13 protein-coding genes are annotated in these 13,416 nt (G+C 39.9%); 8 read left to right on the forward strand and 5 right to left on the reverse strand.

Translation table 11 applies throughout. The annotated features are described in order from the left end of the window. The first annotated feature begins 281 nt into the window (after positions 1-281). The 3 genes from BMZ06_RS09700 (at position 282) to BMZ06_RS09715 (ending at position 3,684) form a co-directional block, all read left to right on the forward strand. The gene (locus tag BMZ06_RS09700) at positions 282-1,130 is read left to right on the forward strand and encodes a YitT family protein (protein WP_089751843.1); all 849 of its coding nucleotides are present in this window, start codon (positions 282-284) and stop codon (positions 1,128-1,130) included. Between the two features lie 445 nt (positions 1,131-1,575). Next, positions 1,576-3,150, forward strand: a complete 1,575-nt coding sequence (gene mbcS, locus BMZ06_RS09710) for an acyl-CoA synthetase MbcS (protein ID WP_089751845.1) — start codon at positions 1,576-1,578, stop codon at positions 3,148-3,150. Between the two features lie 108 nt (positions 3,151-3,258). Continuing rightward, positions 3,259-3,684: a GNAT family N-acetyltransferase gene (locus BMZ06_RS09715; protein WP_089751846.1), complete on the forward strand. Its 426-nt coding sequence runs from the start codon at positions 3,259-3,261 to the stop codon at positions 3,682-3,684. 51 nt (positions 3,685-3,735) lie between these two features. Here BMZ06_RS09715 and BMZ06_RS09720 read toward each other — a convergent pair whose 3' ends face one another. Beyond that, on the reverse strand, positions 3,736-4,239 hold the full coding sequence (locus BMZ06_RS09720; protein ID WP_089751847.1) for a cupin domain-containing protein: 504 nt from the start codon (positions 4,237-4,239) through the stop codon (positions 3,736-3,738). Between the two features lie 235 nt (positions 4,240-4,474). On the opposite strand from BMZ06_RS09720, the gene BMZ06_RS09725 reads away from it, so the two are divergent. After that, positions 4,475-4,897, forward strand: a complete 423-nt coding sequence (locus BMZ06_RS09725; protein ID WP_089751848.1) for a hypothetical protein — start codon at positions 4,475-4,477, stop codon at positions 4,895-4,897. A gap of 371 nt (positions 4,898-5,268) precedes the next feature. Then, entirely contained in the window at positions 5,269-5,523 is a 255-nt protein-coding gene (locus BMZ06_RS09730) for a hypothetical protein (protein ID WP_089751849.1), read from the forward strand. Here BMZ06_RS09730 and BMZ06_RS09735 read toward each other — a convergent pair whose 3' ends face one another. Both BMZ06_RS09735 and BMZ06_RS09740 read right to left on the reverse strand, forming a co-directional pair. After that, positions 5,524-5,802 (reverse strand): hypothetical protein, encoded by a 279-nt coding sequence (locus tag BMZ06_RS09735; protein ID WP_175477853.1) that lies wholly within the window; start codon positions 5,800-5,802, stop codon positions 5,524-5,526. Between the two features lie 17 nt (positions 5,803-5,819). Continuing rightward, positions 5,820-7,187 (reverse strand): hypothetical protein, encoded by a 1,368-nt coding sequence (locus BMZ06_RS09740; protein WP_089751851.1) that lies wholly within the window; start codon positions 7,185-7,187, stop codon positions 5,820-5,822. A gap of 276 nt (positions 7,188-7,463) precedes the next feature. On the opposite strand from BMZ06_RS09740, the gene BMZ06_RS09745 reads away from it, so the two are divergent. Continuing rightward, the gene (locus tag BMZ06_RS09745) at positions 7,464-9,098 is read left to right on the forward strand and encodes a BCCT family transporter (protein ID WP_089751852.1); all 1,635 of its coding nucleotides are present in this window, start codon (positions 7,464-7,466) and stop codon (positions 9,096-9,098) included. A 67-nt stretch (positions 9,099-9,165) separates the two neighbouring features. Further along, entirely contained in the window at positions 9,166-9,381 is a 216-nt protein-coding gene (locus BMZ06_RS09750; protein ID WP_089751853.1) for a DUF3951 domain-containing protein, read from the forward strand. 72 nt (positions 9,382-9,453) lie between these two features. On the opposite strand, the gene BMZ06_RS09755 is transcribed toward BMZ06_RS09750, so the two are convergent. Both BMZ06_RS09755 and BMZ06_RS09760 read right to left on the reverse strand, forming a co-directional pair. After that, positions 9,454-10,155, reverse strand: coding sequence for a DUF5694 domain-containing protein (locus BMZ06_RS09755; protein ID WP_089751854.1), 702 nt, complete (start codon positions 10,153-10,155; stop codon positions 9,454-9,456). An 86-nt stretch (positions 10,156-10,241) separates the two neighbouring features. Next, on the reverse strand, positions 10,242-11,168 hold the full coding sequence (locus BMZ06_RS09760; RefSeq protein WP_139205817.1) for a TIGR03571 family LLM class oxidoreductase: 927 nt from the start codon (positions 11,166-11,168) through the stop codon (positions 10,242-10,244). A gap of 409 nt (positions 11,169-11,577) precedes the next feature. Between BMZ06_RS09760 and BMZ06_RS09765 the strand changes: the two genes are divergently transcribed. Beyond that, positions 11,578-13,377: a PTS mannitol transporter subunit IIBC gene (locus tag BMZ06_RS09765; RefSeq protein WP_089751856.1), complete on the forward strand. Its 1,800-nt coding sequence runs from the start codon at positions 11,578-11,580 to the stop codon at positions 13,375-13,377. Positions 13,378-13,416: the final 39 nt, after the last annotated feature.

Raw genomic sequence — 13,416 nt, forward strand, 5'->3', positions numbered from 1 at the left:
CCACTGCATATTTATGCGGTGGTTTATTTTGTGGATGTCTTATCTTCTTTATATATATATATCGGGTTGAATCTCTTAATTGTAAATAGAATCCAGGAAATTTGACTTAGATATAAAAAGCTAAAATTGTGAATTTTTCAGCTTCAATCGCTTACATAAAATAAAATATTTTTTTACAATCAAAGCTGTTTACAAACGCAAAAAAGGGCTCTATAATCCCGATTGTACTATTCATTCGTTCGACAATATTTTTCAACATTTTAAATAAAGGAGGCTTACTGATGCTAAAAAAATTATGGTCCTTTCTAATGATGAATATAGGTGCTTTATGCGTAGCGATTAATGTTCACTTTTTCCTTTCCCCAAATGATCTAGCGACCGGGGGAGTTAGTGGTTTATCAATCGTAATGAATAAAGTCATCCCTGATTTATCTTTAGGAATGATAATGATCTGCTTAAATATCGTTTTGTTTATTGTTGGTTTTATCTTCTTAGGTTTTCAATTTGGAGCGAAAACCATCTATGCTAGCTTTGCTCTATCTTTCATGGTTTGGGGACTGGAAACCTATGTTCCAATGCAGGAAGCATTGAGCAATGACTTGCTGATTCAACTAATTATTGGTCAAATTATTGCCGCATCTGGAATGGCCATTGTTTTTCATCAAGGAGCCTCTACAGGCGGAACAGATATCATTGCAATGATTCTTAATAAATACTTTTCTATTGAAGTGGGCAAAGGCGTGCTTTTCTCTGACATAGCAATTGCCGCATCTTCCATCTTTATATTTGGTCCAACAGTCGGTATGTATGCTTTCTTTGGAGTTATTCTGAATGGTCTAGTAATTGACTATACACTACAGCAATTTGATAATAATAAAGAAATTGTTATTATCAGCCGGGAAAGTGATCTTGTTCGTAATTTCATCGTTAAGCAGCTGGGACGCGGGGCAACGATTCACCACGCGAAAGGTGCATTTAATCAGGAAGATAAGGAAGTAATTACGACAATCTTAAACCGAAAAGATTACACTCGTTTGAAAAAATTTATGTCGTCTGTAGATGAGCGAGCATTTATTACGGTTCATTCCATGAATGAAATATTGGGAGAGAACTTCAAACGTCTTGCTTAATTAAATCAGAACGTGAAAAAGCCTTCAGAAGCTATTTTAATCTGAAGGCTTTTTTATAAGGTTTTTTAATACGTGTGAAGCCTAATAAAGCAGAGGCATTTATAAAACTCACAGCGATAAGTGAGGCTATGGTGTAGTTATAGCTGCCTGTTAGATAAGAAAAGCAGAAAAATAACAGAATAATCATCATGGAAAGACTGATAAGTAAGAGCGGTAATGGGCTTATCATGGTTCCAGTTTTTCTTTCCATTATAAGATTTCACTCCTCACGAACGAACTTGTTACGGTTAATCATACATGAAGGGATTATTTTCTGTCAATTTACTCGGCTCAATAGATTTGCCCTGGGTAAAATTAAATTGATTGAATAATTAAGAATATTTGATATAATTAGTTTGCTGTAAAAAATGAACAGACGCTCATTATTGTAGAGGAGGAATATGAAGTGGATCGTGAAGAATTAATTGCCCCTGAAAGATATAACGTAGTTTCAGAGATGGAAAAGTTTGCGGAAGATCCTGATCGCAAGGCTCTATTGTGGCTGAGTGAAGCCGGGGGCCGAAAAGAAGTTACATATGAACAGCTGCTGCATCAGGCAAATAAGATGGGAAATGCTTTTCTGGACCATGGTTTGCAAAAGGGAGATAAAATCCTTGTCATGATTCCTCGATTGATTGAAGCGTATCAAGTATATATCGCTGCTTTAAAAGCTGGATTAGTTATTATTCCAAGTTCAGAAATGCTGCGTGCGAAAGACCTTCAGTACCGGATTACTCACGGGGATGTACGTGCGGTTATCAGTTACCATCCCTTTACAGAACATTTGGATGAAGTAAAAGAAAGTGATCAACTCCTTAAATTTTCAGTAGGAGGTTCGAAAGAAGGCTGGTTTGACTTTGACGGATTATTAGAGGATTACAGTTCTACTCTTGAAACAGCTGACACAGCTAGCGATGATATGGCCTTTTTATCGTACACTTCTGGAACGACAGGCAATCCAAAAGGAGTGGTTCATACCCATGGATGGGGTTACGCTCATTTGAAGACTGCTGCTTATAAGTGGCTTGCTATTCAAGATGGTGATACAGTATGGGCGACAGCTGGTCCGGGTTGGCAGAAGTGGGTTTGGAGCCCGTTTTTATCCGTGCTGGGCACGGGTGCAAGAGGGCTTGTGTATCAAGGAAAATTCAATCCGAAAACCTATTTAAGCCTTATGGATGAGCATAATGTTAACGTTTTATGCTGTACACCAACTGAATACCGTCTGATGGCTAAAGTAGATAATCTTGATGATTATCAGCTTGCTGGCCTGCACAGCGCTGTTTCTGCAGGTGAACCTTTAAATAGGGAAGTTATTGATACATTTAAGAATCATTTCAACGTAACCGTTCGTGATGGTTATGGACAAACAGAGAATACTCTTCTAGTAGGAATTTTGAAAGACATGGAGGTCCGTCCCGGCTCCATGGGACGTCCTACACCAGGGAATCAAGTTGAAATTATTGATGAACTTGCTGAACCTGTTGAAACGGGAGAAGTTGGAGATATCGCTGTGCACCTGGATACCCCTGCTTTGTTCAAAGAGTATTATAAGGATCCGGAACGCACAAAAATGTCTCATCGTGGCCATTATTATGTAACAGGGGATCAGGCGAGAAAAGATGAAGATGGTTATTTTTGGTTTGAAGGCCGCAGTGATGATATTATTATCAGTTCTGGCTACACCATTGGACCTTTTGAAGTAGAAGATGCTCTCGTGAAGCACAAAGCGGTGCAGGAGTGTGCTGTAGTTTCAAGCCCTGACGAGGTTCGTGGTAATGTTGTTAAAGCTTTTATTGTACTTCAGAACAACTATGAGCCGACTGACAGTCTAGTAAAAGAATTACAAGACCATGTTAAGAACACCACAGCGCCTTACAAATATCCAAGAAAAATAGAGTTCACCGAGGAACTTCCTAAAACGACGTCTGGAAAGATCCGTCGCGTAGAGCTTCGTAAAAAAGAAAATGCTTCCAGATAGGCTGCCTGATTGGTATCTTATCTGAGATTATAACTGAAAGACAAGACCTGTTGCTGAGAAAACTCTTCAATGGGTCTTTTTTTTGGAAGTGGATAGGAGAATAAGTCAATGATTAGAGAAGCTGTTATAGAAGATTCTAATAATTTAGCAGAACTTATGAAAACATTAGGTTATCCAACCACAGAAAACGAGATGAGGCAGCGCTTAGAAGTGATTTTGCCTCATGAGGATTTTAAAACCTTTGTATATGACTCTAATGAAGGGGTGATCGGCATGATTGGGATGAGTTTCAGCTATGCCTATCATACCGACAGCCCCCATGTTCGAGTCATTGCATTTGTAGTAGATAGAGAACATCAAGGAGAAGGAGTGGGAAGATTACTAATGAGAGAGGCGGAGCACTGGTCAGAGGTTAAAGGTGCTAAAACGATTCAATTAAACAGTGGTAACCGTAAAGAACGTGAAATAACCCATAAGATATATGAGGGATTTGGTTTTGTCGGAAAAGCTACTGGTTTCTATAAAAAGCTATAATTTCTAATAATAATCCGCTTTAAGAATTTATCTTAAAGCGGATTTTATATTTTATGACCGGTTCCATAATTCCATTAATGGTCCATTTTCCCCCAAGAGAGGATCTGCTGCAGGAGCTGGCGCATCAGGAATTTGAGAGAGGGCTTCTTCGTATTCCTTTTTATCTCCTGTTTTTAAGTCAAATGATTCTCCAAATGGGTAGCCAGCAAGAACTTGGAAGTCATCAGTGGACCACTCATTTTTATGAGCCACGCCGGCTGGAAGAATAATTAAATCTCCTTTTTTAACTTCCACGGTTTGTCCGTGCGGCCCGCCTAGCCTCAAACGGGCTGCTCCTTCGATTACACCTAGAATTTCGTGAGTTCGGCTATGGTAATGGTGGTAGTCAAATATTCCGCCAACCCATGTGTTGGACCACCGGTTTTTTTTGAATAATCTTTCAGCTTCCTTTGTTGGCATATCCACTGCCTGGCGATATACTAACGCTGGCAAGTAAGGGTGATTTGGATAATAACCATCCTCTTTTAGTAAAATGCGATCTATACTTTTGTTCATGAGTCTCTCCTTTCAATATATCTCCCAGTAAAACATAACCATACATAAAAGAAGATAAACATTTTTTGAATATAAATGAAACTATTACCAACTTATAATCGTATATTAATACAGAGACACAATTTATACTAGATAGTTAAATATTATATTAACATAATGTGAATAGTTAAAAAAAGTGCTTAATGAATTGGAAAGATATTACTAATATTGTTAGAATAATAAACGAGGTGAGCGAATGGCAAAGAAAATAATCATAATAACGGGTCTTCTATTTACGATAATTTTGTCTCTAGTTTACATAGATCAAAGGTATTTCTTTAATCCGATAAAATTCAGCCAAGATGCAGTTACACCTCATGATTGGAATGAATATGAACGCCCGTTGACTCTGACTTATTATAATTTAGAGGATGGAAGACAGACTGTTACGATTGATACAGAAAAGGAGATTAAAACCTTATTAAGAACGTTAAAAGAATCTCCACAGGAAGAGGATGCTGAACTGTCAGAAGATGTCGAAGGAGCCTTAAAGCTTTCAAGTAATAAGCACACCTTACTAGAGGTTTACTTTTACGCAGATCATTGGAAAATTTTGAAGGAGAAAGGTGCAATTTACGAAATTACTCAGCCACTTGAGAAATTATTCAATGAATACTAGTCAGCCGTTTTTTCCAGGCTGGCTAGTTTTTGTTAAGGAGATAATGATTCCTTCAAGAAATCTTGTCTTGTTCAATCACGGAGACATACGGGCAATAAGCCGCTCATCAATGGGGCTAAAAACCGCAATCCTTTTGATAGTCGGCTCATGCTGGTCATGTCTTTCGGGGCAACTCTTTCCACGTCGTGCAGGACCAGAAGCTAAGCCTTAAAGAATCGTCAGTTTTACTGTGAATCAAGACGAAAATCTTAATTTAAAAGAAATTATCTAATGAAAACTCATAAAACGTTTATGATAGTCAAAGAAATAAAAAGAATGTAATATACTTGAAGAGGTTAAAATGATTAAGACAACAACGAGGAGTGCATAAAATGAGCAGAATATTTACTCATATCTTTAACATACTGGTTGGAATTCTGATTCTCATTGAGGGAGGCGTCTACATCTTTGTAAACAATAAAGATGGGGACTTTCATCTTCGCAGTATCATCATGTCCATTTTGTTACTTTTAGCGTGGGGAATGTCTTATCGGAAACAATTAACGAGCGAAAATCCAAGTGCGTGGCTGATTGTTACTATTATTATTACGATCCCGATGATACTCCCATGGCTTTTCTTTATTTAATTAAGTATTGCCAAGCCAAATCATAAGACCGACAGCTCCAAAAACAAGCGCCGAGACAAGATAAATATATCCGAAAACTCGGTGCTTAACTTCCTCCTGATTGGTTTCAACAGCCCCTGAATAAATTAGAAATAAAATAGCTATGATATACATGGATAGTTCTACGCTTGCGTAGGATCCTTTTTTTATTATGAGCCATGAATCGATGGGAATGGCTGTGAAAAGAGGGAGATAAAGAGGATTAACCCAATCTCCCCGTTCTTTTTTCTCCTTGAACATAGTACCCCTCCTTATTTTTATAGAAGCAGCCAGCCGAGCATAGTTCCTGCGGTTCCAAACCATATAGCAAAACCAATGTTCCATTTCGTTATGCGGTAAGGATTCCTGCCTGTTAACTGGCTCATGATGGTGACAGTTGTATTAAATGTACCTGCAGCGTCACTGGCGAGGGTAGATGTTAACAGTACAATAGCAAGACTTAAAGGATTTAACTCGTTCAATAAGGGCTGAATTAAGGTTCCCATTAGGCTAATGGTTACTAAGGGATGGATGCCGATTAATGAGAAGAGCAGGGAAACCAGTTGAATAGCTATGAACAACAGTAAAGGCAAGGAAGATAACTGCAATAAGGGCGTTTGAATCACATTTATCATTGTTGTCTGTTCAAACATCTCACTGAAGAAACCAAGTGAAATAAACAAAAGCATTAAATTCTGTAAGCCGTTGACCTGGGGAACCCAGGTTTTTTTGTTATAGCTCATAAATTCTTTTAGTTGTTTTATAGTAAGCGCCCATAACAGAGTGAAAGGCAGAATGAATAGAATAACGGCATTAAAATATGTAACATTTAAAAGCTTCTGCACTCCAAAAGCAAGAAAAATGAACAAAAACAGCATTCCGAGTAAGTAGCTGATTTTCCCTACTAATTGTCTGACAGATATCTCTGAAGAGGACTCCGGTGCTTCATAGGACTCTTTTCTATAAGTGAACCATCCAATAAACCAGTCGATCAACAGTAATGAGATAGAAAAGAGCAAAGCCCAGGGAAGCAAATCAAAGTAAGCTACTCCTGTAATCGTAACGGTAAGGGCAATGAAAATTTCTATAGGACTCCATACGTTGGCTAGTGCAAAGGCGCGGAGGATGGATTGGCTGGAAAATGGATCAAGACGTGATTCGCTGATTTTCTGTGCTGATTTTTTAACAACTCCCTGCACGATAGTGATTGCTGAAAAAAATACGAAGAGGCAGAGAATGTAAGAAATTAAAGAACTTCGGTAATATAGCTGACCTAGATGTTTTGTTCTTAGCTGCAGAAGATTCTGCAGTTCTTCGTCATACTTGCCCACTATCATCAGGTTATTAATAAATGGCAGGAAATATAAAAGACTGAGAAGCAACGCGGTAGAAGTAAAATGTAAGGGGAGAGAGAGCCAGTTTTCTCCAGAGAAGCTGAAGATCATAAACCCTGCAGAAATAAAAATAGCAGAGATGATTTGGAAGGTTCGGCTCGCTCCTTTGAAAGAAACCGGAATAATAATTAGCGCGGTGTAACCTAATAAATAGGGAATGTAATTATTATCCATAAAAAGAGATGTTAAGTAAAAAAGGATAAAACTAGTGTATAAGCAGGCTTTTAAGATTTTTCCATGTGCAAAATTCATGAACAAACTCCCCTAATTTCAAGCATCTCGTTTCAATCGTCCAAGAATAGAAGGAAAAAGTCAACTTCCATGGATTAAATTTGCCAGACGGTAGGTTTTTGTGAAATTTAGCCTCAAGTATTGTTTTATGAATTTGGCATATGTGTATTCACTTGTTACGCTTAAGCTTGTCTGTATCTCTCCCCCTCTTTTAACCCTCTATTTTCAAAACAGAATGAATGGCTTACTTAGGAACAAACTAACAACTAGTAGATTAGTCAGAAAGGATGCTTCGAAATGAAGACGAGATTGATCGATTGGCCTACATTTATAGGTGCTTTAATTTTACTGGTAGCGGTTACGCTTCCACTAATTCTGTTTCCGGATGCCGGAAAAGCTTTTGTGGCGGACGCCAACAGTTTTATGACAGGTAATTTCGGCGTTCTTTATATGATCATGGGCTTTGTGGTTTTTGCTTTTCTATTATTTGTAGCGTTTAGTAAAAATGGTTCGATTAAACTAGGTGATGAAGGAGAAAAGCCTGAATTTAATACGTTTTCCTGGGCTGCCATGTTATTTGCTGCCGGGATTGGTTCGAGTATTCTATACTGGGCGGTTATCGAATGGGCTTACTATTATCAGGGCCCTCCGTTTGGGGTAACTCCTGAATCTCAAGAGGCCATTCAATGGGCATCCGCTTATGGAATCTTTCACTGGGGTCCTATTGCATGGGCAATTTATACGCTGCCTGCGTTACCAATTGCTTATTTCTATTATGTAAGGAAAAAGCCGGTACTTAAAGTAAGCGAAGCTGTTCGTCCCGTATTAGGAAACTCAGTAGACGGACCTCTTGGAACGGTAATTGATGTTCTGTTTATGTTTGGACTGCTGGGGGGTGCAGGGACAACGCTTGCGCTTGGTACACCTATGATCGCTGAAGGTGTTAATAGTTTAACAGGTATCCCGGCGAATCTTGGCTTGAAAGCTTTCATCATGCTGTTATGTACCTTGATTTTTGCAATTAGTTCGTATTCAGGACTTAAAAGAGGTATTAAAGTTTTAAGTGATATTAACCTTTGGTTAGCTTTGTTTATTCTTGCATTTATTTTCATCTTTGGACCTACACGTTTTATTAGTGAAACGACAGTGAACGGGCTTGGAATACTTGCAGATAATTTCTTTAAAATGGCTACATGGATGGAGCCTTTTGCAGGTATAGGTCCATTTGGTGAGACCAATTTCCCTGAATCCTGGACCATTTTCTATTGGGCCTGGTGGCTTGTTTATGCCCCGTTCGTAGGGCTGTTCGTTGCCCGAATTTCAAGAGGGAGAACCATTCGTCAAATGGTTCTTGGAACCATGATCTACGGAACAATCGGTTGTATCCTGTTCTTTGGGATCATGGGTAACTTCGGTTTATACATGCAGTTGACCGGATCGTTTGATGTAGTTGGTTTTATGGATCAGAATGGAGCTCCGGCAACGATTATTGCTATTATTAATCAACTGCCGCTTGCTAAATTTATGGTTCTTGCCTTTACGGTGCTCGCTATTATATTTCTCGCGACGACTTTCGATTCTTCCTCCTACATCCTTGCTTCTGTTGTTCAAAAGAGTGTAGAAGGTGAGCCGATGCGCTGGAACCGACTGTTTTGGGCGTTCGCTCTATGTCTAATGCCGCTTGCACTCATGTTCCTGGGAGGATTGGATACACTCCAGACGGCAAGTATCGTTGGAGGATTCCCACTGATTTTCATAATGGTTTTATTAGCCTGGTCCTTTATGAGAGCCTCAAACGAAGATATTCGGGCTTCTGATGATTATCAGTCCTCTACGATTCATATCGAACGCTGGAAGAAGAAAGGTAAGAAGCGCAGAAGATCAGCTCTTGAAGTACTTGAAGAGAAAAATAAAGATGAAGATGACAAATAATCGAGGAAAGCCTCCGTGCATAGCGCGGGGGTTTTTCATGTTAAAATAGATCAAAAGGAGGGCTCCTATGATATTAAATGCTTTCGGAATATTAATCGTCGGGGCAGCTGTATGTATATTGATTATCCTCGTAGCTTATAAGTTGTTTGTTAAGAAAGAGTCGATTGATACCTCCCATTCTTACACTCCTTTTGACTATATAACCGGACAAACCAGTCAGGAGTTCCATGAAGAAGAAGACTTCCTCCAAGAAGAAGAAAAAGATCCTAATGAAAAACCATAAGTTTATGTAATTAATTCCCACCTCAGGTCATCCAATATCTGGATGACCTGAGGTGGGATATTTTGTGTGATTTTATTTTGGCAAATAGGGGAGAGGTGACTGGATGATAAAGTCTCCACTGTCGCTTAAGAACTGATTAAGCAGGTGAAGGTGATCGCCTCCAATTAAAACCAAGATTCGATCATGGGGACCGGCCATCCGGGCAATATTGGCGGAGATGGCTAGATCGCGATGGTGCCATTGTTTCAACCATTGAACCCCGACCTGATGCTGCCGGTCTCCCACTTTTGCAAGTTTCATGTACACTCTTTGCAGTTCCTGGATATAATCAGGTCGATTAATATAAGACAGGGAATGCAGCAGATCTTCGTCGTTTTCCATCTCCTTTAACTTCGACTGTACAACAAGAATCTCTTGGAATAATTCATGCTGATGTTCCTTAGCCCATTCAAATACTTGATTTAAAGAAGGTGTATTCATATCTACGATTTCATCCACGGGGTGTACCCGAGGATGCTCCAGCTGATGAGCCAGTCTGAAAGCAATTTGTTCGACTTCATCGTAGGTGGGTTTCAATTCACCGGATTGGAATTTCTGATATTTACGATCTAATTCTTCTTCAATAAGAAAGGACTTCTCAACAGCAATTTTAGTCGGGTTATATTTCTTAAAAGCTTCGACGACCGTGTGGATATGATCCTGTTGCTCATTGACGGTTTGAGGCTCCATTGCCATATGAAATGTACCGAGAAGCATAACTTCAGGTTTACTCATTTATCATTCTCCTAACATTATCCCAGTTTTACCCACCTCAGGTCATCCAGATTATGGATGACCTGAGGTGGGATATTTTAACATAATTATTCTGCTGAGGTATGGAAGTGGGGGAGTACATATTCTCCCAGTTCTTGCAGGATCTCAGGAACGGGGCGCTCATTTTTGGAAAGGCCAAACATGATGTGATTAACTCCCGCCTTTCTATATTCTTCAAGCAGTTCGACAGCACGTTTTCTTCCTGTTCGATAGCCTGCAGGTATTTTCTCGAGCGGGTAATCAGGATCGTCCATTAATTCCAGGGGAAGTGGCATGAAAAAGGGACGAAAAGCACCAGAACCATGGTATTCTTTCACTTTTTCCCTGTAAGCAGAAATGGTCTCTTGCTGTTTATCAGGACGCTGTGGATAGAACATCCACCCATCTCCGTGCTCAGCAACCCAGTCCAGGGGTTGCTGGCAATAGCCTGTCATAAAAATAGGAATTTTGTTTGTGGGCTTAGGCACCAAGTTCGACTTGTGCAGCTTTCCGAATTCTGATTCCACCTCAGGGAATTCCTCAGCAATAACCTCATTGAAATAATGAAAGCTTTCACGAAACAGCTCGCCTCGTTTCATAATATCAATTCCAAGACCTTCAAAATCTTTCCTTCGGTCGCCAGAAGAAATACCAAGCATGAGCCGTTCAGGAAAAAGCCGCTCAATACTGGCAGCTTCTTTAGCCGTACGAAGCGGATGTCGCAGAGATGTGACAAGAGCCGCTGTTCCTAAATGAATAGACGAGGTATGAGAGGCCAGATAAGTAAGATATATTAAACTGTCGAAAATTTGTCCGGTAGCTGGATCTTCAAAAGTAGGGTCTTCCAGTAGTACATCCTGAAACCATAAGCTTTGAAAGCCCATTTTCTCAGCAAGCTGAGCTCTTTCTATTTGATGAATCATTTGAGGTGATTCTTTATCGTAATTTTCAAGCGGGACATTGACACCGAATGAAAGTTTGTCTTTCTTAAGCATTTTTTGAAAGCCTTTATGATGTTCGAACAAGAGAGGTCCTCCTCTGTGGTAATCGTGATGGTTCCTATTATAAAGAGGAAAGATAAGAAGTGCGAACAACAGACATTGCAAGCAGGTTATCAGAGTTCGCATTACAGGTAGCCGACTTTATACCACCAATCACCAGGTTTATAGTTCCAGACCGGCTAGTAATCAGAACATAAACGAAAAATCTGCTGGGCATAACTATACCTATGTAAGGTAATGGTCCAGATAAAAAATGACTGAAATATGCTCTTTATTTAATCTTGTCAACAATGAATCTGACAAACATGCGTTTAGATTATATTGTATATAGCTATGTAACCGCTTTAAAATAAAGTTACAGACAAAGAGAAAAAAAGCGTTGAGAGACGGAGGAGGAAATAAAATGAGTGAACAACAAGAGAAAGCGGGAATGAGAGCAAGAGTCCAGAAGTTCGGCAGCTTTTTAAGCAGTATGATTATGCCGAATATTGCTGCCTTTATTGCCTGGGGACTTATTACCGCATTATTTATTCCGGACGGCTGGTTCCCGAATGAAGATTTAGCCGCTATGGTTGGTCCGATGATCAACTATCTATTGCCATTATTAATTGCTTTTACAGGTGGACGCTTGGTTCATGGTTTACGCGGAGGAGTTGTTGCTGCGACGGCTACCATGGGTGTTATTGTGGGATCACCTGATACACCAATGTTCCTTGGGGCCATGGTTGCGGGTCCGATTGCTGGTTATTTCATGAAAAAAGTAGACGAATTCTTTGAAGGTAAAGTTCGTCAAGGCTTTGAAATGCTCGTTAATAACTTCTCAGCAGGTATCTTGGGCGCGTTACTAGCCGTACTAGCCTACTATACATTAAGTCCGCTCTTCTCAGGTATCACTGAACTGCTAGGCATAGGAGTAGATTTCTTAATCTCAGCTGGTTTATTGCCGCTAGCCAACTTATTCATCGAACCTGCCAAAGTGGTGTTCCTTAACAACGCCATTAACCATGGAATTTTAACACCGCTTGGTACAGAACAATCTCTAGAAACAGGAAAGTCGATTCTGTTCTTACTTGAAGCAAATCCTGGTCCTGGTCTTGGCGTATTACTCGCCTTTATGTTCTTTGGAAAAGGAGTCTCTAAACAAACAGCGCCAGGTGCAGCGATTATCCAATTCCTTGGGGGAATTCATGAGATTTACTTCCCATATATTCTATCGAAGCCACTTGTCATATTAGGAGCGATTGCCGGTGGTGTTTCAGGTACAGCAACCTTTGCTTTCTTCAATGCTGGACTGACCGCCGCAGCTTCACCAGGAAGTATTATAGCTATTATGGGTATGACCCCAAGAGGTAATTATCTTGGAGTGGCTGCTGGTGTAGCTGTAGCTGCTACTGTTTCATTTATCGTATCTTCAATTATTTTAAAAGCGAGCAGAGATGAAGATGAGGGAGATATTGAAGAAGCAACTTCTAAGATGGAAGGCATGAAAGGGAAGAAGAGCAGTGTATCTGGTCAGCTCTCAGGTAAACAATCTGGAGAAACTTCCACGGAAAACCGTAATACAGACGAAGTTCCTAAGCTTGATTACTCCAAAGTAGATAAAATCATTTTCGCCTGCGATGCCGGAATGGGATCCAGTGCCATGGGGTCATCCTTATTAAAAAATAAGTTCAAAAAAGCGGACCTTGATATTGAAGTAACGAATATGGCAATTAACGACCTGCCACAGGATGTAGATGTTGTCATTACTCATAAAGACTTAACGGAACGTGCGAAGCAGAAAGTTCCGAATGCTCACCATATTTCCGTCGAGAACTTCCTGAATAGTCCGAAATACGATGAGCTTGTGGAAGAACTGCAAAACAAATCTACTGTTGAAGAAGAAGGAACGAGCGGTACAGCAAAAGTACCTGATGTAGATGCTTCTAACGTGGACAAAATCATTTTCGCCTGCGATGCCGGAATGGGATCCAGTGCTATGGGCGCATCCCTCTTGAAAAACAAATTCAAGAAAGCAGGAATCGATATTAACGTGACGAACATGGCGATTAATGATCTGCCGCAGGATGTAGATATCGTTATTACTCATAAAGACCTAACAGAGCGAGCGAAACAAAAAGTTCCAGGTGCTCATCATGTGTCCGTCGATAATTTCTTAAACAGTCCGAAGTACGATGAGTTAGTAGAAGAGTTGCAGAAATAATGAAAAGTAGAAAAGAGTCTGTGGGACCAGGCTCTTTTC

The organism is Halobacillus alkaliphilus (assembly GCF_900113125.1).
In the GTDB taxonomy this organism is placed as follows: Bacteria; Bacillota; Bacilli; order Bacillales; family Halobacillaceae; genus Halobacillus; species Halobacillus alkaliphilus.

Coding starts and splice junctions, on each gene's coding strand:
- BMZ06_RS09700 (WP_089751843.1), top strand. CDS start 282: ATGCTAAAAAAATTATGGTCCTTTCTAATGATGAATATAGGTGCTTTA.
- BMZ06_RS09715 (WP_089751846.1), top strand. CDS start 3,259: ATGATTAGAGAAGCTGTTATAGAAGATTCTAATAATTTAGCAGAACTT.
- BMZ06_RS09720 (WP_089751847.1), bottom strand. CDS start 4,239: ATGAACAAAAGTATAGATCGCATTTTACTAAAAGAGGATGGTTATTAT.
- BMZ06_RS09725 (WP_089751848.1), top strand. CDS start 4,475: ATGGCAAAGAAAATAATCATAATAACGGGTCTTCTATTTACGATAATT.
- BMZ06_RS09730 (WP_089751849.1), top strand. CDS start 5,269: ATGAGCAGAATATTTACTCATATCTTTAACATACTGGTTGGAATTCTG.
- BMZ06_RS09735 (WP_175477853.1), bottom strand. CDS start 5,802: ATGTTCAAGGAGAAAAAAGAACGGGGAGATTGGGTTAATCCTCTTTAT.
- BMZ06_RS09740 (WP_089751851.1), bottom strand. CDS start 7,187: ATGAATTTTGCACATGGAAAAATCTTAAAAGCCTGCTTATACACTAGT.
- BMZ06_RS09745 (WP_089751852.1), top strand. CDS start 7,464: ATGAAGACGAGATTGATCGATTGGCCTACATTTATAGGTGCTTTAATT.
- BMZ06_RS09750 (WP_089751853.1), top strand. CDS start 9,166: ATGATATTAAATGCTTTCGGAATATTAATCGTCGGGGCAGCTGTATGT.
- BMZ06_RS09755 (WP_089751854.1), bottom strand. CDS start 10,155: ATGAGTAAACCTGAAGTTATGCTTCTCGGTACATTTCATATGGCAATG.
- BMZ06_RS09760 (WP_139205817.1), bottom strand. CDS start 11,168: ATGCTTAAGAAAGACAAACTTTCATTCGGTGTCAATGTCCCGCTTGAA.
- BMZ06_RS09765 (WP_089751856.1), top strand. CDS start 11,578: ATGAGTGAACAACAAGAGAAAGCGGGAATGAGAGCAAGAGTCCAGAAG.